Source organism: Sphaerisporangium album (assembly GCF_003323745.1).
Taxonomy (GTDB): domain Bacteria; phylum Actinomycetota; class Actinomycetes; order Streptosporangiales; family Streptosporangiaceae; genus Sphaerisporangium; species Sphaerisporangium album.
Genome location: NZ_QOIL01000014.1, coordinates 160,543 through 184,329, shown reverse-complemented (window position 1 = coordinate 184,329; position 23,787 = coordinate 160,543). Strand labels below are relative to the sequence as shown.

General features: G+C 70.6%; 20 protein-coding genes and 1 riboswitch. Of the genes, 9 read left to right on the top strand and 11 right to left on the bottom strand.

What is annotated here, in order from left to right:
- Positions 1–14 precede the first annotated feature (14 nt).
- Entirely contained in the window at positions 15–752 is a 738-nt protein-coding gene (locus DQ384_RS24550) for a class I SAM-dependent methyltransferase (RefSeq protein ID WP_245966746.1), read from the top strand.
- 105 nt (positions 753–857) lie between these two features.
- Here the strand turns inward: DQ384_RS24550 and DQ384_RS24545 are convergent, their stop codons facing one another.
- The 3 genes from DQ384_RS24545 to DQ384_RS24535 all read right to left on the bottom strand — a co-directional run bounded on the left by DQ384_RS24545 (position 858) and on the right by DQ384_RS24535 (position 4,078).
- A complete protein-coding gene (locus tag DQ384_RS24545) occupies positions 858–1,697 on the bottom strand; it encodes a carbohydrate ABC transporter permease (protein ID WP_245966745.1) in 840 nt (279 codons plus the stop codon).
- A gap of 115 nt (positions 1,698–1,812) precedes the next feature.
- A complete protein-coding gene (locus tag DQ384_RS24540; protein ID WP_114031208.1) occupies positions 1,813–2,748 on the bottom strand; it encodes a carbohydrate ABC transporter permease in 936 nt (311 codons plus the stop codon).
- A gap of 73 nt (positions 2,749–2,821) precedes the next feature.
- Positions 2,822–4,078, bottom strand: coding sequence for an extracellular solute-binding protein (locus DQ384_RS24535; protein WP_181871395.1), 1,257 nt, complete (start codon positions 4,076–4,078; stop codon positions 2,822–2,824).
- A gap of 178 nt (positions 4,079–4,256) precedes the next feature.
- Here DQ384_RS24535 and DQ384_RS24530 point away from each other — a divergent pair, with 178 nt between their 5' ends.
- The gene (locus DQ384_RS24530) at positions 4,257–5,072 is read left to right on the top strand and encodes an IclR family transcriptional regulator (protein WP_220183116.1); all 816 of its coding nucleotides are present in this window, start codon (positions 4,257–4,259) and stop codon (positions 5,070–5,072) included.
- Positions 5,073–5,204: 132 nt separating this feature from the next.
- On the opposite strand, the gene DQ384_RS24525 is transcribed toward DQ384_RS24530, so the two are convergent.
- The 4 genes from DQ384_RS24525 to DQ384_RS24510 all read right to left on the bottom strand — a co-directional run bounded on the left by DQ384_RS24525 (position 5,205) and on the right by DQ384_RS24510 (position 9,374).
- Positions 5,205–6,329 carry a glycosyltransferase family 4 protein gene (locus DQ384_RS24525; RefSeq protein WP_245966744.1) on the bottom strand — a complete coding sequence of 375 codons (1,125 nt, stop codon included), beginning with the start codon at positions 6,327–6,329 and terminating at the stop codon, positions 5,205–5,207.
- The gene (locus tag DQ384_RS24520) at positions 6,326–7,624 is read right to left on the bottom strand and encodes a M48 family metallopeptidase (RefSeq protein WP_245966743.1); all 1,299 of its coding nucleotides are present in this window, start codon (positions 7,622–7,624) and stop codon (positions 6,326–6,328) included. Before DQ384_RS24520 ends, DQ384_RS24525 begins: the two co-directional genes overlap by 4 nt.
- A 23-nt stretch (positions 7,625–7,647) precedes the next feature.
- Positions 7,648–8,598 carry a hypothetical protein gene (locus tag DQ384_RS24515; protein ID WP_147268885.1) on the bottom strand — a complete coding sequence of 317 codons (951 nt, stop codon included), beginning with the start codon at positions 8,596–8,598 and terminating at the stop codon, positions 7,648–7,650.
- A gap of 245 nt (positions 8,599–8,843) precedes the next feature.
- Complete coding sequence (locus tag DQ384_RS24510) at positions 8,844–9,374, bottom strand: C40 family peptidase (protein WP_114031204.1); 531 nt, start codon at positions 9,372–9,374, stop codon at positions 8,844–8,846.
- A gap of 82 nt (positions 9,375–9,456) precedes the next feature.
- Positions 9,457–9,614, bottom strand: a riboswitch (cyclic di-AMP (ydaO/yuaA leader).
- Between the two features lie 418 nt (positions 9,615–10,032).
- Between DQ384_RS24510 and DQ384_RS24505 the strand changes: the two genes are divergently transcribed.
- Positions 10,033–10,608 carry an ArsR/SmtB family transcription factor gene (locus DQ384_RS24505; RefSeq protein WP_114031203.1) on the top strand — a complete coding sequence of 192 codons (576 nt, stop codon included), beginning with the start codon at positions 10,033–10,035 and terminating at the stop codon, positions 10,606–10,608.
- On the top strand, positions 10,605–11,936 hold the full coding sequence (locus DQ384_RS24500; RefSeq protein ID WP_245966742.1) for an MFS transporter: 1,332 nt from the start codon (positions 10,605–10,607) through the stop codon (positions 11,934–11,936). The genes DQ384_RS24505 and DQ384_RS24500 overlap by 4 nt, the downstream gene beginning before the upstream one ends.
- Before the next feature lie 329 nt (positions 11,937–12,265).
- Here DQ384_RS24500 and DQ384_RS24495 read toward each other — a convergent pair whose 3' ends face one another.
- The 4 genes from DQ384_RS24495 to DQ384_RS41485 form a co-directional block, all read right to left on the bottom strand.
- Positions 12,266–12,742 carry a hypothetical protein gene (locus DQ384_RS24495; RefSeq protein WP_114031202.1) on the bottom strand — a complete coding sequence of 159 codons (477 nt, stop codon included), beginning with the start codon at positions 12,740–12,742 and terminating at the stop codon, positions 12,266–12,268.
- A 296-nt stretch (positions 12,743–13,038) separates the two neighbouring features.
- Positions 13,039–13,986 carry a C40 family peptidase gene (locus DQ384_RS24485; RefSeq protein ID WP_245966741.1) on the bottom strand — a complete coding sequence of 316 codons (948 nt, stop codon included), beginning with the start codon at positions 13,984–13,986 and terminating at the stop codon, positions 13,039–13,041.
- 224 nt (positions 13,987–14,210) lie between these two features.
- A complete protein-coding gene (locus DQ384_RS24480; protein WP_114031199.1) occupies positions 14,211–15,533 on the bottom strand; it encodes an NYN domain-containing protein in 1,323 nt (440 codons plus the stop codon).
- A 240-nt stretch (positions 15,534–15,773) separates the two neighbouring features.
- A complete protein-coding gene (locus DQ384_RS41485) occupies positions 15,774–16,358 on the bottom strand; it encodes a hypothetical protein (protein WP_181871388.1) in 585 nt (194 codons plus the stop codon).
- Between the two features lie 237 nt (positions 16,359–16,595).
- Between DQ384_RS41485 and DQ384_RS24470 the strand changes: the two genes are divergently transcribed.
- The 5 genes from DQ384_RS24470 to DQ384_RS24450 all read left to right on the top strand — a co-directional run bounded on the left by DQ384_RS24470 (position 16,596) and on the right by DQ384_RS24450 (position 23,786).
- Positions 16,596–18,323: a DEDD exonuclease domain-containing protein gene (locus DQ384_RS24470; protein ID WP_245966740.1), complete on the top strand. Its 1,728-nt coding sequence runs from the start codon at positions 16,596–16,598 to the stop codon at positions 18,321–18,323.
- 110 nt (positions 18,324–18,433) lie between these two features.
- Positions 18,434–18,721 (top strand): Lrp/AsnC family transcriptional regulator, encoded by a 288-nt coding sequence (locus DQ384_RS24465; protein ID WP_114031197.1) that lies wholly within the window; start codon positions 18,434–18,436, stop codon positions 18,719–18,721.
- A gap of 117 nt (positions 18,722–18,838) precedes the next feature.
- A complete protein-coding gene (locus tag DQ384_RS24460) occupies positions 18,839–20,536 on the top strand; it encodes an HsdM family class I SAM-dependent methyltransferase (protein ID WP_114031196.1) in 1,698 nt (565 codons plus the stop codon).
- Positions 20,533–22,554, top strand: a complete 2,022-nt coding sequence (locus DQ384_RS24455; RefSeq protein ID WP_114031195.1) for a type I restriction-modification system subunit M — start codon at positions 20,533–20,535, stop codon at positions 22,552–22,554. The genes DQ384_RS24460 and DQ384_RS24455 overlap by 4 nt, the downstream gene beginning before the upstream one ends.
- Positions 22,551–23,786: a restriction endonuclease subunit S gene (locus tag DQ384_RS24450; protein WP_114031194.1), complete on the top strand. Its 1,236-nt coding sequence runs from the start codon at positions 22,551–22,553 to the stop codon at positions 23,784–23,786. Before DQ384_RS24455 ends, DQ384_RS24450 begins: the two co-directional genes overlap by 4 nt.
- The last annotated feature ends 1 nt before the right edge of the window (position 23,787 follow it).

Below are 23,787 nucleotides of genomic sequence, written 5' to 3'. Positions count from 1 at the left end.
GTTAGGTTGCGGGGGTGGGTAAGGGGATGCGCGCGTTGCGCACTTACGGGGTGGACTCTCCCTCGTCGTTGCTGGGGCTGGCGGCCGGGGCGTTGATCATGGCGGTCGTCACGGTCATCGCGTTCGCGAACGGGTGGTGGCTCGCCTGGGTTCTGCTGGTGGGGGTCCTGTACTCGGTCGCGAGCGTGAGCAGCTTCGCGCACACCACGCTGCGGGGGAAGTTCCGGGTGTGGGCCGAGGAGCTTGGGCGGCTGGGCCTGCGGGGGGACGAGCGGGTGCTGGACCTCGGGTGCGGGCGCGGCGCGGTGCTGGTCCAGGCGGCGAAGCGCGTACCCAGGGGGCGGGTCACCGGCATCGACCTGTGGCTCTCGCGCGACCAGTCGGGCAACGCCGAGGACGTGACCAGGCGCAACCTCAAGGCGGAGAACGTGGCCGACCGCGTCGAACTGGTCACCGGGGACATGCGGTCGCTGCCGTTCGAGGACGACCACTTCGACCTGATCGTGTCGAGCCTCGCCATCCACAACATTCCCGACCCGCAGGGACGGCTGCGCGCGATCCGCGAGGCGTACCGCGTGCTCGCCCCCGGCGGGCGGATGGCGATCGCCGACTTCCGGCACACCGGGGACTACGCCGCCGTGCTCCGCGAGCTCGGCGCGGAGGAGGTGACCGTCCGCGACCTGGGCTCCCGGTTCTGGTACGGCGGCCCGTGGTCCGGCACGCGGATGCTGACGGCCCGCAAACCCGCCTGAGCGACCGGAGGGCCGCGCGGGCGGCCACCCCGGGCTCGATCGATCCGCTCGACCTCGGCGGGGGCGGCGCGCCTCGATCCCCCCGCTGCCCCGCCGGCAGCCGGGTCAGTCCTTCACAGACCCGCCGAGACCCGCGACGAGCCTGCGCTGGACGGCGACGAAGAAGACCAGGACGGGGACGGTCATGAGGGTCGAGGCGGCCATGATGCCGCCCCAGTCGTTCTCGTCGGGTTTGAAGAACACGAGCAGGGCGGCGGGCAGGGTCTGGTGGTCCTTGGCCGAGATGATGAACGTCCGGGCGAAGATGAAGTCGTTCCAGGCGGTGATGAACGAGAACACGCTGGTCGCGACGAGGCCCGGGGCCACCAGCGGGAACATGACGCGCCACAGGACGACGGCCCGGCTCGCCCCGTCGATCGTGGCGGCCTCCTCCAGCGCCTCGGGGACCGCCGCCACGAAGCCGCGCATCATCCAGATCGCGAACGGCAGCGAGAAGGCCAGGTGCACCAGGACCAGGGAGCCGAGCGTGTTGAGCCCGACGGCGGGGACGACGGCGCCGAGGTCGCGGACCAGGAAGAACAGCGGGATGGTGAGCGCCTCGACCGGGACCATCTGGGCGATCAGGAACATGATCAGCACGGTGGTGCGGAAGCGGAACCGGAACCGGGTCACCGCCACGGCGGCGAGGAAGGCCACGACGGCGGACAGCACGACCACCGTCAGCGCGACGGCGAGGCTGTTGAGGAAGTAGCGGGCGAAGTTCTCGCCGCCGAGCACGCGGCGGAAGTGGTCGAGGGTGGGGTGCAGGGTCCACGGGCGGACCTCCAGCGACTGGATCTCGCCCGGCGGTTTGAACGCCGAGAGCACCATCCAGTAAACCGGGAAGAGGGTGACGACGGTCGCGATGACGGCGATCGTGCTCGCGACCACGCGAGATCGGTTCACGCTCGTCCTCCCTGTGGTCCCGGGCGCGGGTCACCGGGCGGCTCTTGCGACCGCGTGCCGCACGACCCGCGTGCGTTCGGCCCGTGCGCGTCCCCGTCGTCGGGGGTGAAGGGCGTCACAGCTTCTCTCCGCCCCGGTAGAGGGCGCGAAGGTAGAGCAGGGTGACGGCGAGCAGGATCAGGGTCATGACGACGCCGATGGCCGAGCCGAGCCCGTACTCCGAGGAGCCGAAGGCGGTCTGGTAGGCGTAGACGTTCAGGACGGTGTTCTGCCCGGCGATGCCGCCGCCGCTCGTCATCACGTACACCTGGGTGAAGATCTTGAAGTCCCAGATGATCGACTGGATGACCACGATCGTGATGAGGGGACGCAGCATCGGCACCATGACCCGCCAGAAGGCGTGCCAGGCGGACGCCCCGTCCAGTGCCGCCGCCTCCAGGACCGAGGCCGGGATCGCCTGGATGCCCGCGTACAGCGTGACCATGACGAAGGGGAACGAGTGCCAGACGACGGTGGCGCCGACGATCCCGAAGGCGACCCATTTGTCGTAGAACCAGTTGAATCCGTCCAGGCCGAGGACCTGGTTGACCAGGCCGAGGTCGGCGTCGAAGAGGAACATCCACACCGTCGACCCGGTGACGGCCGGTGCCGCCCACGCCGCCATGGCCGCCAGCGACAGCAGCAGCCGGGGCACCCGCGCGGCCCTGGTCAGCACGACGGCGAGCGCCGCGCCGACGGCCAGGGTGGCGACGACCAGCGCGGCGGCGAACGCCACGGTCTGCCCGAGCACCGACCAGAAGCGGCCGTCCCCGGCGAGCGCCGCGTAGTTGGCGAGGCCGATGAAACGGGTCGGCTCGCCGCCGCTGACCTGCGCCTGCCGGTAGTCGAACACCGACAGCAGCCCGAGCATGTAGACCGGATAGCCGAGCAGGGGTACCAGGACGGCGGCGGAGGGCAGCAGGTACAGCCAGGGCCGCGGCCCTCCCCGCCGGCGCGGCGGGGTTCCCGCGCGGGTGGACGGGCCGGCGGGCGCCGTGGTCAGCGTCGTCATGCCGGAGTCCCCGCGCCGGGGGCCGCCCCGCCGTGCGGGCGTGCCCGTGTCCCGGACGTCGCGGTGAGCGTCCTCATGAGCCGCCGAACGCCGCCTTCACCGCCGCGGCGGCCTCCGTGGTGGCCTGCTCGACGGTGGCCTGCTTGGTGGCGACCTTCTGCAGCATGGTCGGGATGACCTTCTGATTGTCGATCTTCACCCAGGCCGGGTCGACGGGCACGAACCGGGTGCCCGCGGCGACGGTGTCGAGGAACGGCTTGAGGAACGCCTCCTTGGCGGCGAGCTCCTCGCGCGCGGAGGTCAGCGTGGGCAGGTTGCCCATGGCCTCGTACATCTTGGTCTGGTATGTCTTGCCGCCCAGCAGCTCCAGGAACTTCACGGCGAGCGAGCGATGCCTGCTGCTCTTCATGACGCCGAGGTTGTTGCCGCCCGCGAAGGCCGGGGCGATCGAGCCGGGCTCGGCGCCGGGCAGCGGCACGACGGCGTACTTGCCCGCCGCCGGCCCCGCGTCGACCGCCGACCGGTTGAAGTTGCCGAGGATGCCCATGGCCGCCTTGCCGCCCGCGAAGAGCTCGACGGTCCTGCCGCCGGTGAGCCCGGCGCACGCCTGCGGCGGGCAGTTGTCGTCGGCGAGCAGGTCGGTGTACGCCTTGACGCCCTCACGCGACCCGGCGCCGTCAAGCTTCTCGAGGTCGCCGCCGAAACTCCAGACGAAGGGCAGCGCGCCGAAGGTGTACTCGCCGCCGACCGCGACGCCGTACAGGTCGGGCCTCTTCTCGCGGATCGTCCGCGCGGTGGAGGTCAGCTCCTTGAGGCTCGTGGGCGGCTTCAGCTTCAGCTCGCCGAACACGTCGGTGCGGTAGTAGAGCGCGCGGATGCCGATGTACCACGGCAGCCCGTAGACCTTCCCGTCCACCGTGGCGGATCGCAGCAGGTCGGTGCCGATGTCCCGGCCCTCCGGCCAGGCCCGCAGGTCCTCGTTCAGGTCGGCGAACCCTCCGGCGGCGGCGTACTCGGCCAGGTCGGTGTTGCCGTACTCGGCGACGTCGGGGGCGCTGGCGGGGTCGTTGAACGCGCCCTTGAACTTCTCGTGCCGGGCCGGGGTGGTGGGGATGTAGGACACCTCGACCGTCACGCCCGGGTTGGCGGCGGTGAACTCCTTGATCGCCTCGCCGACGACCTTCTCCTTGGGAGCGCGGTTGGGCTCGTCGAAGAGCCACACGCGCAGCGTTCCCGACTTGTCGTCGCCGCCGCTCGCCGACGGGGCGGTGGACGGTGCGCAGGCGGCCAGGGCCAGCAGGGCCGCGCCCGCGATCGCCCGGTTCAGCATCTTCACGGCTGTCTCCTCCCGTTGGCGGCAGACCTTACGAAGATCCTGACGATCACGGGAAGAGTCCGGTTGGATTGTTGTGCATCGCGGAATCTTGTGGTGCACAGTGGTGATTCACGCGATGACCGCCTATGTCCACCTGCGTTTTGATCCGCCGGATCTCCCCGAGAAGGCCCCAGTGAACGAACCCGCCCCCGGGCGCAACCAGTCGCTGTCGCTGCGGCGCGCGCTCGCCGTGCTCCACCGCGTGCGCGACCACGGGTGCGCCCCACAGGGGCTGACGCTGACCCGGCTGGCCGAGGAGCTCGGCGTGTCCAAGAGCACGATCCTGCGGCTGACGACCCCGCTGATCGAGGCCAAGCTGCTGGAACGTGACCGCAGGACCGGCGCCTACCGGCTCGGGCACGGCGCCCTGCTGCTCGGCCAGGCGTATCTGGCCACCCTCGACCTGCGGACGGTCGCGGCCGAGGAGTCGCACCGGCTCATGGCCGAGGTCCAGGAGACGGTGCACCTGGTGGTCTACGACCCGCCGGACGTGGTGTACATCGACAAGGTGGAGAACACCGCGACCGTGCGCATGGCCTCGCGCGTCGGCAGCCGCACGCCCGCGTACCGCACGGCCGTGGGCAAGGCGATCCTCGCCTGGCAGCCCGAGGCGGACCTGCGCGAGGTCGTGGCCGCGGGGATGCCGGCCGTCACCCGCCACACGATCACGGACGCCGCGCACCTGCGCGGGGAACTGGCCCGGATCCGGCAGCGCGGGTACGCGGTGGACGACCGGGAGAACGAGCCCGAGGTCCGGTGCGTGGCGGCCCCGATCTTCGGGCCCGGGGACGCGGTGACCGCGGCGATCTCCGTCTCGGGGTTGTCGTCGCGGATCACGGCGGCGCGGGTCCGTCATCTCGGGCCGCTGGTGGCGGAGGCGGCCTCGCGCATCTCCAGGAAGCTGGGGGGCGACCCGCCCGTCCGCCCGGCGGTGCCGCACGCACGCTGATCACGCTCACGGAGCGCTGACCGGCCCTCGGGTCCGGGCTTTGACGTGGGGAAAAATCCGCGATGTCGAGTCTCGCGTTCGAACACGATGGAATGTGTCGCATTGCGTGCGAAACGGTGGTGGATCTCGGTGTCAGCCGAGCAGTTCGGAGAAGCGCTCGGCGACCAGGTCCCAGCGCCACTCGCGCTCGATCCACGCACGCCCACGCGCCCCCATCCGCCGCGCCCGCCCGGGGTCCGCCAGCAGGGAGGCGAGCGCGCGGGCCACCTCCTCGGGCCGGTCGCCGTCCACCAGCAGGCCCGTCTCGCCGTCGCGCAGGGCGTCGGGCGCGCCGCCCGAGGACCCGGCGACGACCGGCAGCCCGGTCGCGGACGCCTCCAGGTAGACGATGCCGAGTCCCTCGACGTCCAGCCCGCGAAGGCGCGTGCGGCAGGGCATGGCGAACACGTCTCCGGCGTCGTAGTAGGCGGGAAGGCTGTTCCAGGGCACCGGCCCGGTGATGACCACGGAGTCGCCGAGACCGCGCGCCGCGACGGTCCGCGCGAGGGTCCGCCGGGACGGCCCGCCGCCGACCAGCAGCAGCACCGCGTCCGGGACGGACCGCAGCACGGCCGGCCAGCAGCGCACCAGCGTGTCCTGCCCCTTGCGCGGCACCAGCCGGGACACGCACACCACCACCGGCCGGTCGCCGAGGCCGAGCGCCGCCCGCACCGCCGCGCCCCCGGCCCCCGGGCGGAACACGCTCGTGTCCACGCCCGGCGCCAGCCTGACCAGGCGCGACGGCGGCACGACCCGCGCCAGCCGCTCCCTGGTGTACTCGCCGAGGTAGGTGATCGCGTCGGCGTGCGCGCCGATCCTGGCGAGCAGGCCGCGCGCCAGCGGCACCCCCGCCCAGGCGGCCTCGTGGCCGTGGGTCAGCATGACCACCCGGCGGGCCCCGGCCGCGCGCAGCGCCGGCGCGAGCAGGCCGAGCGGCGCGGCGGCGCCGAAGACGACGGTCTCGCACTTGTGCTCGCGCACCAGCGCCGCCGCCCGCCGGGCGACCCCGGGCAGGGGCAGCATGAGCGAGCCGGGGTGGCGCACCACGCGGTACGGGCGGCGGGCGTCGAACTCCTCCCAGCCCGGCCAGCGCGAGGCGTACACGACGGTGGAGCCCGGCGGGCGGCGCTCGGCGAGGGCGTGGACGAACGCCTGGATGCCCCCCGGACGCGGCGGGAAGTCGTTGGTGACGATCAGCGTGCGGCCCGGCGGGGTCACGGCTCCGGCAGCCCGTTCTGCCGGGCCCACGAGCGTGCCAGGGCGATGCGCTGCGGGGGCGTGGGGTGCGAGGCGTACAGGAAGTACTCGAAGGCGTCCGGCGACAGGTCGGAGAGGTTCGTGACGGCCAGCCGCCGTTGCATCGCGGCGAACGTGGCCGGATCGCGGGTGAGGTCGAGCGCGTGCACGTCGGCCCTCGCCTCGACCGCGCGGCTGACGACGTTCTCGGCGGGGCCGGACAGGATGGTGGCGACGGTCATCAGCCCGAGCAGCAGCCCGGTGGCGCGCGGGTCGCCCACGGACGGCACCCGGGCGCGGCGCCGGAGTGAGGGCGATCCGGCGACGAGGAACAGCAGGCACGCCCCGGCCGCGGCGCCGAGCCCGCCGACCAGCGTGCCGGACAGGACGTCGCCGTTCTTGGCGTGACCGAGCTCGTGCGCGACGACCAGCTCGACCTCCTTCTCGGGGGCCCGCAGCAGCGTGTCGTAGACGACGATGCGCCGCGTGGCCCCGAAGCCGGAGACGTAGGCGTTGAGCGCGGTGGTCCTGCGGGAGGCGTCGGCGACCAGGACGTCCTCGACCGGGACGCCGTCGCGGGCGGCCATGGCGATCAGGTCCGCGCGCAGCGGCCCGGCGGGCAGCGGCCTGAAGTCGTTGAACAGCGGTTCCACGACGAGCGGGTAGACGAAGGAGGCGGCGATCGTGAACGCGAAGGCGCCGATCGACGCGGGAATCCACCACCGCCTCCGGGCGCGGCGGGCCAGCCAGACGACGGCGAGGATCATGACGGCCGTCATCACGGCCTGGACGGCGAAGCCTTTCAGCCGGTCGGCCGACCACGACGCCCAGTCCTGGGTGGACAGCCCGAACGCGCGCAGGCGGGTCTCGTACCACATGCCGAGCGGCCACTTCAGCAGCAGGCTCACCGCCGAGAGGACGAGCACGCCGAGCAGTACGCGCACCCACCACGGCCCCCTGAGGCGGTCCACCGCCCACGCGCCCGCCGGGGTGAGGATCAGCACCCCGGCGACGATCAGCGTGACCGCGAGCGAGAGGTAGGCGGGCAGGCTGACGGCCGAGTCGAACGCGGCGGCCCGGGCGATCTGCGCGGGCGTGAAGTCGCGCGCGGGGTCCGGCGCCACCTCGGGGGCGCCGCCGCGCAGGGCGTGCCACGGCGTCGTCACCGCGACGAGCACGGCCACCGCCGCGCCGAGCACGACCAGGGCGACGCCGGCCGCGCGCACTCCCCCGTCCGTGCGCCGGCCGGGGCGGGTCTCCTCGATCAGCTCCGCCACCGATACCAGCCCTTCCGCCGTCGTCAGGACAGCTCCGCCTTCATGTACGCGCGCCAGGCGGCGGTGAACCGCCCGGCGGACACCCCCAGCGCGCGCGGGAGGGCCCCTGCCGCGTCTCCCCCGCTGAACTCACGGTAGAGGGCGACCAGGGCCCGTTCGCCGTATCGGGCCGCGACATACCGGCAGGCGAGCCACGCCTCCTCGTACGCCTGGGCGAGGCGCGGCGCTCCGGGGGCGAAGTCGTCCGGGCCGGGAAGCGCGGACGGCAGGCGGCCCGCGCGCACCTCGGCGGCCAGCTCGGCGGCGGCCGCGCGGACGGGGATGCCCGAGCGGAGGTAGCCCACGTAGTCGGCGAACCCCTCGACCAGCCACTTGGGGGTACGGGCGTCCGTGGCCGCGCCGGTGGCGACGTGCGTCAGCTCGTGGGCGAGGACGACGTCGCGCCCGGCGGCGCTGAGGCGCGCGAACGAGCCGGGCTCGACGATCACGCGGTCGGCGGCGGCGACGGCGGCGAGGCCGTTCACGGAGGCGGGGGCGGCGAGCGTGGCGGCCTGCGCGGTGGTGGCGGGGACCAGGACCAGCGGGCGCACCGGCCCGGCGACCTCGGCGACGACGAGACCGGCGCGGTCGGCCCTGCGGGCGAGATCTTCGAGCTCCTCGACGCGCGCGGCCGCCGTGCCGATCACCAGGGAGCGGGCTCCGCGGACGACCTTCGCGCGGGCCCAGATGTCCGGCCGCTCCCCGATCACGGCGTCTGTCGGCCCTCTCGGGTCCCCCGCTCCCGGCACAGGGGCGAACGGAGGCACGGACAGGGGGATGGACGCGGGCACGGAGGGGGCCGCGGGTAGCGCGGAGGGGGGTCCAGATGGTGTGGACGGGGGCACCGGGGGCACCGGGGGCACCGGGGGCACCGGGGGCACGGTCAGCGCGGCCAGCAGGCCCGCCAGCACGGTCCCCAGCCACACGACGCGCATGCGGGCAATCTACCCGCCCGCTCCCCCGCGTCGCGCGTTCCCGGCCCCGCGTACCACGCGGCGCGCTCGGGCCAGGTGACCCGCGACGCCGAGCACTCTTTCGCGCGCCGGGGCGGGGACGCGGGAGGCCCCGGCCGCCTCCGAGGGGTGGAGGAGGACGGGGCCTCTGAGGGGCCGCCGCGCGGGCCGGTGGGCGCGGGGGGCTTCCCGGGAAAGGGCTCCCGGGAAGTCCTCCCGCGCTCCGGTCACGCTCCGGGGCGAACGGCTCCGACGAAACTGCTCTTGCGATAGCCGTTCAGCTTGTCGATCCGCACCCGGGTTCCGCTGTGCGGAGAGTGGATCATCTTGCCGTGGCCGACGTACATGCCGACGTGGCCCAGTCCGCGGAAGAACATCAGGTCGCCCGGCTTGAGGTACTTCCAGGAGACCTTCTTCCGTACGGAACGGAACTGGCTGGCCGCGATGCGCGGCAGCTTCACGCCGGCCTTGCGCCAGGCGTACACGACCAGGCCTGAGCAGTCGAACGCACCGGGGCCGCTGGCACCCCACCGGTACGGGTCTCCGATCTGCTTCTTGGCCACTTGCACGGCGGTGTGCGCCTTGATCCGCTGCCTGGCGGCCTTGCTGAGCTTGGTGGTCTTGGAGGTCTTGCCGGCCGTACTAGCCGTACCGGCCGTGCTGACCTTGCCGACCTTGACCGAGCTCCGCGCCGTGGCCGCCGCGGCCGCGCCCGCCGAAGGTGCCTGCACCGCCGCCACGGCGACGGATGCCGTCATGGTGAGGGCGGCACCGCCGAGGGAGAGCCGGGCGAATCTGGACAGGCTGGGGCTAGGGGTAGTGCTGGACAGGATCGCTCCTTGGTTCTTCCACTTACGCCTACCGGGTTAGCTGACGGATTCGGGCATGGAAGTAGCCCTACGGCGCTGTCGCGCCGATTCACCCCCGACCCCGGTCAAGGGGTCAATTGGGTCCCCGGCTCCGTGCTCCTTGCCGCACGGATTCGGCAGACCACCGCCAGTGGTGGTTCTCGGTTTCGCTACTCGTTCACGGCGGTGGCCGAATGGATGGTCTTGCATAAGCCGGATCCCGCGACGTTCCGGCCCACAGCGCGACGGCATGGCGTGCTCGCCGCGGCCCAGAAGGTACAAGCTTTGCCAATTTCCGGCAAAGGGTGAGCGGGCGGAACGTAGATCAAATAACGCGATCTTTGCCAGATAACGCCTGCATATCAATGACCTCTGTTACCCGAATGTGATTCCCCTCACATATCCCGACACAGGGCCCGATAGAAGTCACATGGGTCACATCAGCCACAGGAGTTCTCGATCTTGGTGGCGGCGACCGACCGCGCGGTCTCTCTAGAGATGCAAGTGTGCAAGAGATCTTTAGCAATGGCTCTTGTGCAGTAACCGTTGCACATGCCAGCCTGGGATCATGGAGAACGAGAACGTCCGCCAGATCACCGACTCCCGCGTCCTCGCGGCCCTTACCCACCCCCTACGCCGCCGGATCATGGACGTCATGAGGGTCTACGGGCCCTGCACGGCCAGCATGCTCGCCGACCACACCGGCCAGGCCGTCGCGAACGTCAGCCACCACCTGCGCGTCCTGGCCTCGGGAGAGCTGATCGAGGAGGCGCCCGAGCTGGCCCGTGACCGGCGCGAACGCTGGTGGCGCCTGGTGGCGACCACGATCCGCTGGTCCATGCGCGACTTCGAGGGCGACCCCGCGTCCGCGGCCATCGCCGGCGCGGCCGAGTCGCTCAATCTCGAACACCACATGAACCTGGTCCGCACCTACTACGCCGCCTCCGAAGAGGAACACGAGGCCTGGCACGGCGCGCCGTTCGCCACCGACAAGTGGCTGCGGCTAACGCCCTCGGAGCTGTCCGAGCTGTCCCACGAGGTCATCGGCCTCTACGAGCGCTGGGCCACCCGCGAGATCCCGGACGACGGCCGGCGCCGCGACCCCGTGTTCGTGTTCACCTACGGCGTCCCGGGACGCCCGTGAACGCCCTCAGCGCCCTGTTCGCGAGGGTCCGCACACCCGGCCCCGCCCCCGGCCCCGCGAGCGCGGCCGCCGGGACGCCCGGACGTCCCAGGCGCGGCGGGCTGCTGCGCGAGCGTGACTTCCGGCTGCTGTGGGTGGGCGAGACGGCCAGCGCCTTCGGCAGCTCGGTCACCAGCGTGGCCCTGCCGCTCGTGGCCATCACCGTCCTGCAGGCGAACGCGCTGGTCGTGGGCGTGCTGGCGGCCGCCTCCTGGGTGCCCTGGCTGCTGATCGGCCTGCCCGCCGGGGCCTGGGTCGACCGCCTGCCCCGGCGGCCGGTGATGCTGGCCTGCGACGCCGTGTCCGCGCTGGTGTTCTGCAGCGTCCCCGTGGCGGCCTGGTTCGGCGTGCTCACCATCGGCCACCTGATGGTCGCGGCGCTGCTCACCGGCACCGCGAAGGTCTTCTTCCAGACGGCGTACCAGGTGCTGCTGCCCTCCGTCGTCGCCGCCGGCGACCTGCCGGAGGGCAACGCCAAGCTCCAGGGCAGCGAGTCCGCCGCCCAGGTGGCGGGGCCCGGCCTGGGCGGCCTGCTGGCCCAGGCGTTCGGCGCGGTCACCGGCCTGATCGCGGACGCGGCCACCTTCGTGATCTCGGCGGCCTGCCTGCTGGCGATGAGGACGCGCGAGGCGCCGCCCCCTCCCCGGGACTCCACCACCCTGCGGCGGCAGATCGCCCAGGGGCTGCGCTTCGTGCTCCACGACCCCTACCTGCGGGTTCTCACGGCCTTCGGGGCCACGAGCAACCTGTTCCTGATGGGCTACCAGGCGATCCTGGTCATCTTCCTGGTACGCGAGGTCGGCGTGGGCCCGGGGACGGCCGGTGGCGTGATCGCCGCCACGAGCCTCGGCGGCGTGGCCGGAGCCGCGGTCGCTCCGTGGATCGCCCGCCGCCTCGGGAGCGCGCGGGCGCTGCTGGCCGCCGAGGTCGGGTGCGCGCCCTTCGTGCTGCTGATCCCCGCGGCCTTCCCGGGATGGGGGCTGGCGTTCGCGGTGGCGGGCGGGCTGGTCGTCGTCGCGGGCGTGGTGGCGGGCAACGTGATCAAGGGGAGCTTCCGGCAGATGTACACCCCGCGGCACCTTCTCGGCCGGGCGTCGGTGTCCATGCAGTTCGTCAACCTCGGGACGGTCCCGATGGGCGCCCTGCTCGGCGGCGCGCTGGGCGATTCCCTGGGCGTGCGGCCCGCCATGTGGATCATGACCGGCGGGCTCGCCCTGACGGGCCTCATCCTGCTCGCGGGGCCTATCAAGCGCGACCGCGACCTTCCCGGCTCACCCGCCACGTCCTGAATTAGACAGCAATGTGAGCTAAAGCACTCTTGCATCCAGGAAAGGGGGCCGAAGTCAATGCGCGCCTTTGCGATATTGTCCTCAAATATCACCAAAAAAGCTATCGAGAACCTGGCCTCCACCGGCGGCGGACATCTCGCGGAAGGCAAGAAATTCCCCCACGTTCCAGCGTTTCCACAGAAGTCAATTCGCCGTATATGCCGATAGCAGACTATTACCCTCGGGTCATCATCCCTCCGGCGGGACGCACCCGCTCCCTGCGGATCGGGCCCGGAAGCGGCGACCGCCAACCGCTCGCCGGAGGGCGGTCACAGCCCCTCGGAGGGCGGTCAGAGCCGCTGGACGCCCTCCGGCCAGATGACCACGACCTCGCGGCCCTGGCCGCGGGCGTACCGGACGGCGTCTGCCGTCCCGCCGAACCCGCGCGCGGGCCTGCCGTCCCAGACGGCCACGAGGACCTCGCAGTTCTCGACGACGAGACATCCGGCCGCGTAGTAGGCGGGCTCGCCCGGCTCGGCGAAGTCCAGCACCGTCGTGACCCTTGCGGCGGCGAGCAACCGGCGGTAGGCGTCCAGACCCGGGCCCCGGAACGTCGCCTCGTAGCCGTGGGACGGCACGACGACGCGCAGCTCTCCCCCGGCCCGCAGGAGGATCTCGGCGAAGAGCTGGTCGGCGCCCGCCGCGAGGCTGGACCAGCCGATGAGCGGCGCCTCCATGCCGGCCAGCAGCGCGCGCAGCTCCCGTTCGGCGTGGGCCAACGCCCGCGGCGGCAACGACCGGTGGCCGGTGATCCCGACGACGGTCATGTCCGCCCTGCCTGCGCCATCATCCGGTCGTGCTCACCGACCACGGTCAGGCGCCGGCTCAGGGTGCGTAGGTCCGTCGTCGGCACCAGGAATGCCTCCTCGCCGCGGCATGGCGCGTTCCCGGCCCGGCCGGAGCGATCCGGGCCGCCCTCAACCCTAGACCGGCCCACCGGCGCAGGGGTGATCTCCCCACGGCCCACCGGCACGGAGAGACGCGTGACGACGAACACGCGGCGGCTCCGCGTGTGTGCGGCGGTCGCGCGATCAGGGTGGTGACGACCAGGAGCTCGTTGGTGTCAGGGCCGTACGGCGGCGAAGATGCCCCGGTAGGACGACAGCGGGACGACGCTCACGACGTCCCCCGTGCGCGGGGCGTGCACCATCTTGCCGCCGCCCGCGTACATCCCGACATGGCCGAGCCCGGAGGCGAACAGCAGGTCGCCGGGCTCCAGGGCGTCCAGGGAGACCCGGCGCGAGGCGCCCCAGGAGTACTGCTCGGCGGCGGTCCTGGGGAGGCTGACACCGGCCGCGCGCCAGGACATCTGGGTGAGCCCCGAGCAGTCGAAGGCGCCGGGGCCGGTGCCGCCGTAGCGGTAGGGCTTGCCCACCTGCGCGAAGGCGTACTGCAGCGCCGCCCGCGCGTTGCCCGAGGCCGGGCCGGTGTACTTGATGCCGGTGCTGTTGGGGTTGCCGGGGTTGTAGGCGTTGAGCCGGCGCAGGAGCCGCTCCTGCTCGCCCACCAGCTTCTCGACGTCCTTCTTCTGCGTGCGCAGGTCGTTCAGCAGCTTGATCGCCTTGTCGTAGGCGTCCTTCGCGCCGTCGCGCCGGCCCTTCAGGGAGCGCGTGGCCTCCTCGAACTCGGCCATCTTGCGCGACCGGTCGGCCGCGAGCTGGTCGATCGAGGCGAGCCCGCTGAGCAGCGCCTCGGGGTCGCCCTGCGTGATCAGGTTCGGCAGCGCCAGCATGTCGCCCGACTGGTAGGTGCTCACCGCGACCGACACCAGGCCCGCGCGCAGGCCGTCGATGCGCTCCACCTGCTCCTTGAAGCGGCCGTTGAGCGCGTTGTAGTCCTTGCGCGCCTTCTTCCACTGCTCGTTCGCCCGGTTGTACTTCTCGACCACCTGGTCGGCCTGGTCGTTGAGCTTCGCGAGCCTGGCCTTGGTCTGGGCGATGGTGGGCTTCGGCTTCGCCTCGGCCCCCGCCGCCTGCGTCACCAGGACGGCGGCGATGAGGCCGGTGACCACAGGTATCCGCCCGACTCGCCGGATGCCACGCGCAAGCACTGGGACGACAGCCCCCTCTTGTGAGACAAGTGAGACAACCTGCGGCGTGATCCTACAGAAAAGGTACAGATACCTGCACCTTTTCCCCATTAATTCGTCTGGCGTTGGCAACCCCTGGACACCAGGCACCAGCAATGTTCAGGGATGCCCCGACGGGCACGCCCCGGACGGTCCGTACGGGGCCGTCAGGCGCGGCCGAGGCGGCGGAGCAGCAGCGTGGACGGCACGGGACGGGCGCCCATGCGGCGCACCGAGTCGGCCACCTCGCGGTCGGAGGACACGACCGCCACCGCGCGCCCGGGCGGCTCGGCCCGGACGAGCTGCCGTATCAGGTCGTCGGCGATCTCCCCGGGCGCGCTGAACAGCACGCGGACTCCGCGCGGCGCGGACACCTGCACGGGCCCGTTCAGCTCGGCGCCGTCGAACGCGCAGGTCAGCTCGACGCGCGTCTGCGCCACCAGGCCGCCGAGCCCGGTCAGCAGGCGCGAGCGCTGGTCGAGCAGCGTCAGCGAGGGGTAACCGGTCTTGGTGACGTTGTAGCCGTCCACGATCAGATGGAGCTGCGGGATCGCCAGCAACTGGTCGAGCAGGGCCGGATCGTCGTCGGCGAGCGCCCGCGCGGGAACGGCCCTGACCGACGGACGGCCCGGGGCGACCGCGCTGACCGAGTCGGCCGGCCTGCTGATGGCGACGGGCAGGCCGAGCTCGCTGCGCAGCCCCGCCGCGGCGTCCTGAAGGCTGTCCAGCAGGACGCGGATGCGCGCGTCCTCGATGCTGCGCCCCTCGCGCGCGGCGCGGCGGCTGGCCTCCAGCTGCCGCTCGGCGTCGGTGAGGCGCTCGCGCAGCTTGCGCAGCTCGGTCTCGCCCGCGCTGGCGGCCGAGCTGACCGCCGCCCTGGCCTCCTGGGCGAGCGTCTCCAGCTCGGCGGCGCGTTCCTCGGCGAGCCTGCCGCGCTCCCGGGCGTCGTGCAACCGGCGGCGCAGGTCGGCGACCTCGGCGCGGGACGCCTTGAGCTGCTCGCGCAGGCGGTCGACCTCCTCCTTGGCGGCGGTCTTCTGCGCGGCGAGCTGCTCGCGCAGGCGGGTCAGCGTCTGCTCCTGCGCGCTGCCCTCGGCGGCGGCCGCCACCTGCTCCAGGTCGGCGCGGGCGGTCTCCACGAGGTCGGGCCAGCCGGGCGGGCGGGTCAGGTAGGCCGCGGCCGCCACGAGCACCGGCTCGGCGGCGGGGGGCACGTTGCCCTCCTCCAGGGTGGCGACCAGCTCGGGCCAGGCCTCCTTGAGCGCCTCGGCGACGATCTCGCGGAACTCCTTGTCGGTCTCCAGCTGCGCGGCGATCGGCGCGCTGCCCAGGCGGGCGCGCTTGCGCGGGTCGAATCTGGCGATGTTGCGCAGCGGCGGCGGGATCGCCGGGGGCTGCATCGAGCCGAGCACCTGGGCCGCGAGCTCGACGACGTGTAACCGGACCTGCTCGGGCAGCGGGCGAGACAGACCTTCACCGGCTGAACTCATCCGACTTCCCCTAGCTGACTGGCCGTTCAGAATCTCCCTATCCGACAAGGGTACGGCTGTCGCGTCCGTGGTCAGAGCGCTCAGTGCCCGGTCGCCCACGCGGCGCGTGTTGCGTGTGGTCACGGCCGCGCCCACCGACCTGGTGAACAGTGGGCGAACCGCGGGCGTACGAAGGTGTGATCCCAGGTGCACCGAACGCGCCCGGGCCCGCGGCGCTCGCACGGGACCGGGCGCGGGCGCTCAGCGCAGGGAGATCTTCGTCTTGGAGCGGCCGATGCGGTCGTCCCTGCTCACCTCACGGACGTAGTCCCAGGCGCCGAGCCCCGGCTCGTAGCTCACGGGCGTCCAGTAGTGGTCGGCCATGAAGTTGCCCGCGTACTTGTACTTCACGTAGACGCGGAACTGCATGCCGAGCGTGTTCGCGCTCCCCAGGCGGACGACGCAGTAGACGCGGAGGCTGCGGTAGCCGCAGGAGGCGTGCGGCGGCTTCTTCACGAACCGGACCTTGGACACCGCCTTGGAGGGCAGGATCGTCGTGAGCACGAGGGCGTCGTCCTGCAACTGGCCGGCATTGGTGACCTTGTAGGTGTAGGTCGCGTAGCCGCCGCGGCGCATGCCCCGCGGGTAGCTCACCTTGACCCGCGCGGCGAGGGCCGTCCGGGCACCGGCGGACGCCTCGCCTGTGGCGGACGCCGCGACGGCCTGGGCCGGGGCCGCCTGGACGGGGGCGGCCTGGACGGGGGCGGCCTGGACGGGGGCGGCGGATAACAGCAGCGATCCGGTCGCCAAGGCGAGGGATGCCGGCAAGGTGGACGTCTTGCGCATAGGTACCTCCGGAATTAGCAGTCAAAACGGACAAATAGCCGAAATACGGCACTACCTCCGCCGCGGGCGATGGCGTCGGCACTGCGTCCGACACGCCAGGGCACATCGAACACAAGCCGTATAACGACCGTCCGTATGCCGGGTTGCGTTCCCGCGTCATACGGATTCCGGCCGAGTTTCCCGCGGTTTCCCGGACCCCCCTCGGAACTGTCGGCCCCCGACCGTATGGTCTTGGGCGTGGAGATCGGGGTTCAAGGAACGCTGGACGAGCTGGGCACGCCCCTCGACCAGGTGACCTTCGTCGTGTTCGACCTGGAGACGACCGGCGGCTCCCCCTCCGAGCACGCCATCACCGAGATCGGCGCGGTCAAGGTGCGCGGCGGCGAGGTGCTCGGCGAGTTCGCCACCCTGGTCGATCCCGGCCGCCCGATCCCCCCGTTCATCACTGTCCTGACCGGCATCACCGACGTCATGGTGACCGCCGCCCCGCGCGTCGAGCAGGTGCTGCCGACCTTCCTCGAGTTCATCCGCGGGGCCACGCTCGTCGCGCACAACGCCCCGTTCGACGTCGGCTTCGTCAAGGCCGTCTGCCAGGCCGGCGGCTACCCGCCCCCCGCCAACCCGGTCGTCGACACCGCCGATCTCGCCCGCCGCGTCCTCACCCGGGACGAGGTGCCGAACTGCAAGCTGGCCACCCTGGCCCGGGTCTTCAGAAGCTCCACCGAGCCCTGCCACCGCGCCCTCGCCGACGCCAAGGCCACCGTCGACGTGCTCCACGCCCTGATCGAGCGCGTCGCCGCGTACGGCGTGCACACCCTGGAGGAGCTCAAGGGCTTCGTGCGGGCCCCCACGCCCGAGCAGAAACGCAAACGCCACCTCGCGGCCACGGTCCCGAGCGCCCCGGGCGTCTACGTCTTCGAGGACGAGCGCGGTGAGGCGCTGTACGTCGGCAAGAGCGGCGACCTGCGCCAGCGGGTGCGGTCTTACTTCACCGCGAGCGAGACCCGGCCCCGCATCCGCGAGATGATCGGCATCGCCGAGCGCGTCCGGCCGATCGTCTGCGCCACCGGCCTCGAGGCCGAGGTCAGAGAGCTGCGCCTCATCGGCTCCACCAAGCCGCGCTACAACCGGCGCTCGCGCTTCCCCGAGAAGGTCGTCTGGCTCAAGCTGACCGACGAGCCCTTCCCGCGCCTGTCCATCGTCCGCGAGGTCAAGGGTGACGCGGCCACCTACCTCGGCCCCTTCACCTCCGCCCGCGGCGCCGAGGACGCGAGGACGGCGCTGCACGAGGCCGTGCCCTTACGCCAGTGCACCGAGCGCATCACCCCGCGCACCCGCCGGTCCGCCTGCGCGCTGGCCGAGATGGGCCGCTGCGGCGCGCCCTGCGAGGGCCGGCAGACCGTGGAGGACTACCGCCGCCACGTCGACTCCGCGAAGTCGGCCATGGAAGAGGATCCCGGCCCGGTGTTCTCGGCGCTCCAGGCCCGCATGGAGCGGCTCGCCGCCGAGCAGCGCTACGAGGAGGCCGCGGTCGACCGCGACCGGCTGGCCGTGTACGTGCGCACGGCGGCGCGCATGCAGCGCCTTCGGTCGCTGACCGGCATCCCGGAGATGATCGCCGCCAGCCCCGCCTTCGGCGGCGGGTGGGACATCCACGTCGTCCGGCACGGCCGGCTGGCCGCGGCGGGCGTGATGCCGAAGGGCGCCCACCCGACGCCGTACGTCGACGCGCTGGTCGCCACCGCCGAGACCGTGATCCCCGGCCCCGGCCCCCTGCCCGCCACCGGCGCCGAGGAGACCGAGTGCATCCTGCGCTGGCTGGACTCCCCCGGCGTGCGACTGGTGCGCGTGGACGGCGTCTGGAGCCTCCCCGCCAGGGGCGCGGGCCGCCTCAAGGAGCGCATCGACCGCGCGTACAAGGGCCTGGAGGTCTCACAGCCCCGCGAGGGCCGGCCCCTGCGATGAGCCGCGGCCATGCCGGGGATGCGGGAGGTCCGCCTGCCGCACCGGTGATGGGCGGATCGCCGTCCGGCGCTAGAGTCGGGCGCAGGCCGTACTCGAAGGAGAGAGCGCTGATGATCACCGCGATCGTGCACATCAAGGCGGAGGTCGACCGGATTCCCGAGGTCGCCGAGACGATCGCCGAGCTCGACGGGGTGAGCGAGGTCTATTCGATCACCGGTGACTACGACCTGGTGGCCATGGTCCGCGTGCCCCACTACGACGAGGTCGCCGAGGTCATCCCCGGGCGCATCAACAAGGTGGCGGGCGTCCTCGCGACCGAGACCCACCTCGCCTTCCGCACCTACAGCAAGCACGACCTCGACGCCGCGTTCAGCATCGGCTTCACCGAGGCCGACTGAGGCCCCCGGGGCACCGGACGGATCTCCGAGGACGGGCTTCGGCTGCGCTCATGCTGTTAGCGTGGTCAACACGCTGAAAACGTTGCACCGCTGTGCACACAGGCGTACGCTGCTGGCATGAGCGGCGAAGAGGTGGCGCTAGTGGCGCCCGTCGAGATAGCGAGGCTGGCGGGGGTGTCTCGTGCGGCCGTCTCGAACTGGCGCCGCCGGCATGCCGACTTCCCGGAGCCGTCCGGGGGCACGGCCACGAACCCGCTGTTCTCTGTCGTCGAGGTACGGCGATGGCTGGACCGGCAGGGCAAAGGGCAGGCCGTCTCCGACGAGGTACGCCTTTGGCAGGCACTGAGAACCGAATGCGGCGACGACATGATCGGGGCGCTGGTCGCCCTCGGCGAGGAGTTCCTGGTCGGCGAGGGCGGGCCCGCCACGCGGCCCCTGTCTCCTTCAACGGTCGAACTGGCACGGCAGATGGCGGACGAGCGCACTCCTCACGGGTTGCTGGAGGATCTTTCCGCTCGCTTGGTCGCCTCGTCCGGCAGGGCCGGTGGCGAGCACGTCTCCACGCCGGGCCTCGTGCGGCTCGTACGGCATTTCGCAGGCGACACCTCGGGCACCGTCTACGACCCCGCATGCGGCATCGGCGACCTGCTGCTGTCGTGCGGCGGCCCGCGAGTCGCTTGGCGAATGGGCCAGGACCAGCGCCCCGCTGTCGCCCGCTTCGCCGAACTCCGGTCGTCACTCGGCCCGCGGTCCCGTGCGTTCACCACCGCGACGGGCGATTCCCTTCGTTACGACCGATTTCCTGAGCTCAGAGCTGACCTGGTGGTCTGTGACCCGCCCGCCGCGCAGACGGACTGGGGCCGTGACGCCCTGCTGGTGGACCGCCGCTGGGAACTGGCGGTGCCACCCCGGGCGGAGAGCGAGCTGGCCTGGCTGCAGCACTGCTACTTCCACACCGCGCCAGGCGGTCGCGCGGTGCTCGTCCTGCCCGCGTCCGTGGCCTATCGCAGGTCGGGAAAGCGCATCAGGGCGGAACTCGTGCGCAAGGGCATCCTCGACACGATGGTCGCCCTACCCGCGGGACTGGTCCCCGGCCACGCCCTGCCCGTACATCTGTGGGTGCTGCGCCGCCCGGAAACCCCCGTGATCGGCGATGTCCCGGTACGCATGATCGACCTGACCGACCTCGATCCGGAGGCGGGGGGGAAGATCGAGCCCGCTTCCGAGCAGGTCGCCGAGGTTTCGATGATCACGCTGCTCGGCGACGAGGTGGACCTCTCCCCCACCCGGTACGTGGCCGCTTCCCAGCCGGACTACGTGACGGCGTACGCCACGGCGCGGGCCCGGCTAGAGGAACGGCTGCGGGAACTGGTCCGGGCGCTGCCGGAACTCCCGGTTTCCACCAGCCAGGAGCTCACCTCGACGTTGAACGTGAGCGAGTTGATCAAGAACAACCTGGTGAGCGCCGAGGGGGATGACGTCACCTCGCGCACCGAACTCCTCGACACCGACTACCTCAAGGGTTTCCTGCGCGGCGTCACCCACAGACGGCGGAACACCTCCGCGACGGGCACGTACAGAGCCGACCTGCGCGGCGCGTCGGTGCCCCAGATGGACATCGAGCGGCAGCGGCGGTACGGAGCGGTGTTCCGGGAACTCGAGAGTTTCACCCGTGATCTCGACGAGGCCGCCAAGATGGGCAGACACGCCGCGCGGCTGGCACACGAAGGACTGACCAGCGGCGCGTTGGATCCACCACCATCCCGCCGCACAGGTACGAAGCACGGCGATGACAAGCGAGAGGGCGACGAGTGAGTAAGCACCAGGAACTGGCCGGGTTCATCTGGTCGGTGGCCGACCTGCTGCGCGGAGACTACAAGCAGTCCGAATACGGCAAGGTCATCCTGCCGATGACCGTGCTGCGCCGACTCGACTGCGTCATGGAGCCGACCCGTCAGGCGGTATGGGCCCGCGCCGCCTCCTACACCGGGCAGAAGCGCGACTCCCTCCTAAAGGTGGCCGCAGGCCTGCGCTACTACAACACCTCCTCGCAGAGCTTCGCGACGATCGGAGCGGACCCGGCGAACGTCGCCAGGAACCTGCGCGACTACATCAACGGGTTCTCCTCCGAGGCCACCGAGATCATCAACCGCTACGAGTTCCATATCCAGATCGACCGGCTCGACACGGCGGGGCTGCTCTACCAGGTGATCCAGAAGTTCGCCGACCCCAGGATCAACCTCAGCCCTCAGGCCGTCGACAACCACCAGATGGGCTACGCCTTCGAGGAGCTGATCCGGAGGTTCTCGGAAATCTCCAACGAGACCGCGGGTGAGCACTTCACCCCGCGCGAGGTCATCGAGTTGATGGTCGAGCTGCTGCTCGCCCCCGACGACGCGGTGCTGACCGGTCCTGGGCAGGTCATCGACATTCTCGACCCGGCGTGCGGGACGGGCGGAATGCTCTCGGCCGCTGAGGAGCACATCCGCCGGTTGAACCCGAGGACCCGCGTGAACCTCTACGGCCAGGAGGTCAACGCCGAGTCCTACGCCATCTGCCGATCTGACCTGCTCCTCAAGGGGCAGGACCCGTCGCACATCGTCTTCGGCAACTCCTTCAGCCAGGACGGGCACGACCGTGACGAGAACGGCAACCGCCGCACCTTCGCGTACATGCTCGCCAACCCGCCCTTCGGGGTGGAATGGAAGAAGGTGGAGAAGGCCGTACGCGACGAGCATGAGGATCGTGGCCACGCCGGCCGGTTCGGCGCCGGCCTGCCGCGCATCAACGACGGCTCGTTCCTGTTCCTCCAGCACATGATGGCCAAGATGCGGCCCGTGTCGGAGGGCGGCTCCCGCATCGCGATCGTCTTCAACGGCTCGCCGCTGTTCACCGGCGGCGCGGGATCGGGCGAGTCGGAGATCCGCCGGTGGATCCTGGAGAACGACTACCTTGAGGCGATCGTCGCCCTTCCGGACCAGCTCTTCTACAACACCGGGATCTCCACGTACTTCTGGATCGTCACCAACCGCAAGGACAGCCGCCACAAGGGCAAGGTCATCTTGCTCGACGCCCGCGACCAGTGGCGGAAGATGCGCAAGTCCCTCGGCGAGAAGCGCAAGGAGATCTCGCCGGAGCAGGTGAAGCACGTGTGCGGGCTCTACCGGGACGCCCTGCAGATCGCCGAGGACGAGTCCCATCCGTCGCATGGCAGCGTCAAAGTGTTCCGCAACGAGGACTTCGGCTACCAGCGCATCACCGTCGACCGGCCGCTCAGGCTCCGCTTCGAGATCACCGAGGAGACCCTTGCCGCCCTCCGCGAGGCCAAGCCCCTCGCCAAGATCGCTGGTCATGAGGCGTTCGTCGACGCACTGAAACCCCTCCTCGGCACGGTCTGGTGGACCAAGGCCGAAGCCCGCAACGCGACCCTCCATGCGGTCGTCACCGCCGGGACAATGTGGCCGGCGGGATCTTCGGTCGACAAGGCCATCTGGAACGCGCTTGGTGTCCCCGACCCCGGCGGCGAGATCCAGAAACTCAAGGGCAAACCCGAGCCCGACCCGGACCTACGCGACTACGAGAACGTCCCCCTCGACGAGGACATAGACGAGTACCTCGCACGCGAAGTACTCCCCCACGTCCCCGACGCCTGGATCGCTGAGATCAAAGATCCCAAGACCAAGACGACCACCCGCGCGAGAATCGGCTACGAGATCCTCTTCACCCGCCACTTCTACGTCTACACCCCGCCACGCCCCCTGGCGGAGATCGACGCAGAACTCAAGGCACTCGAAGGGCAGATTCAGACCCTCCTCGGCGAGGTCACCTCATGATCTGGCCGACTCGACGGCTCAAGTACTTGTCCCGGACGATCGACAGGCGGGCGGGATCCGATCAGCCTCCCTTGCTTGCCGTTTCAATCCACAAAGGAGTCATTCCACGCGAATCCCTCACCGATGATCTTCCTCGGGCAGAGGATTTGAGTAACTATAAGATTTGCGAGCCTGGAGACATCATCCTGAATCGGATGCGCGCATTCCAGGGAGCCATCGGGGTCAGCCCGATTCGGGGACTCGTCAGCCCGGACTATCTGGTTTTGCAGCCTAGCCCCCATGTTAATGCCCAGTATCTGCATCACCTGTTTCGATCTTCATGGTTCATAGGAGAGATGGCATCACGACTACGCGGAATCGGAGGTACAGACAACGGAGCAGTACGCACGCCTCGCATTAATCCGGAAGATCTTGGGAACATTGAGATACCGACCCCGTCTTTGGATGAGCAGCGTTGGATCGCAAACTTCCTCGATGTCGAAACTATCTACATCGACCGGCTAGCCGCCATTCGCGACCGCCAACTCCACCTACTTAACGACCGTTCGACAGCTTTCATCTCCGAGGTACTGCCGACTTCAGGAGATTGCCAATTCATCCGACTCGGCTATCTTGCCACAATTCAGTCCGGTATCACCGTGGACGGATCACGAACCCTGTCAGATGATGCGGTGACACGACCTTATATACGCGTCGCGAACGTTCAGGCAGGCCGTTTGGAACTTAACTCCATCACAGAGATCTCCGTCTCGGAAAAGATGGCGGCCGCCAGCACCCTACGTTTCGGTGATGTGCTTATGACGGAGGGCGGCGACCTCGACAAACTCGGGCGCGGCACAGTCTGGCGGGATGAAATTCCTGAATGCCTGCATCAAAACCACATCTTCGCAGTACGACCCGGAGCTAGCTTGGATTCGGATTACCTCGCGTTATTGACAAGGTCGATTTACGCCCGGAATTACTTCGAGAGCACAGGAACGAAGACAACGAACTTGGCGTCGACGAGTAGCGGGAAAATCCGAGACTTTCGCATCCCTCTAGTTTCACTCGCCACTCAGAAGAGGATCGTAAAAGAAACAAGCCGCACGCTTGATAGAATCGATTCTTTGACCAATCTGCTAATTAAGCAGAAACAACTACTAACGGAACGACGACAAGCACTGATAACGGGCGCGGTGACCGGGCAGATCGATGTCACAACGGCAGGGCGAGGGAGCGAGGGGCTGGCCTGAT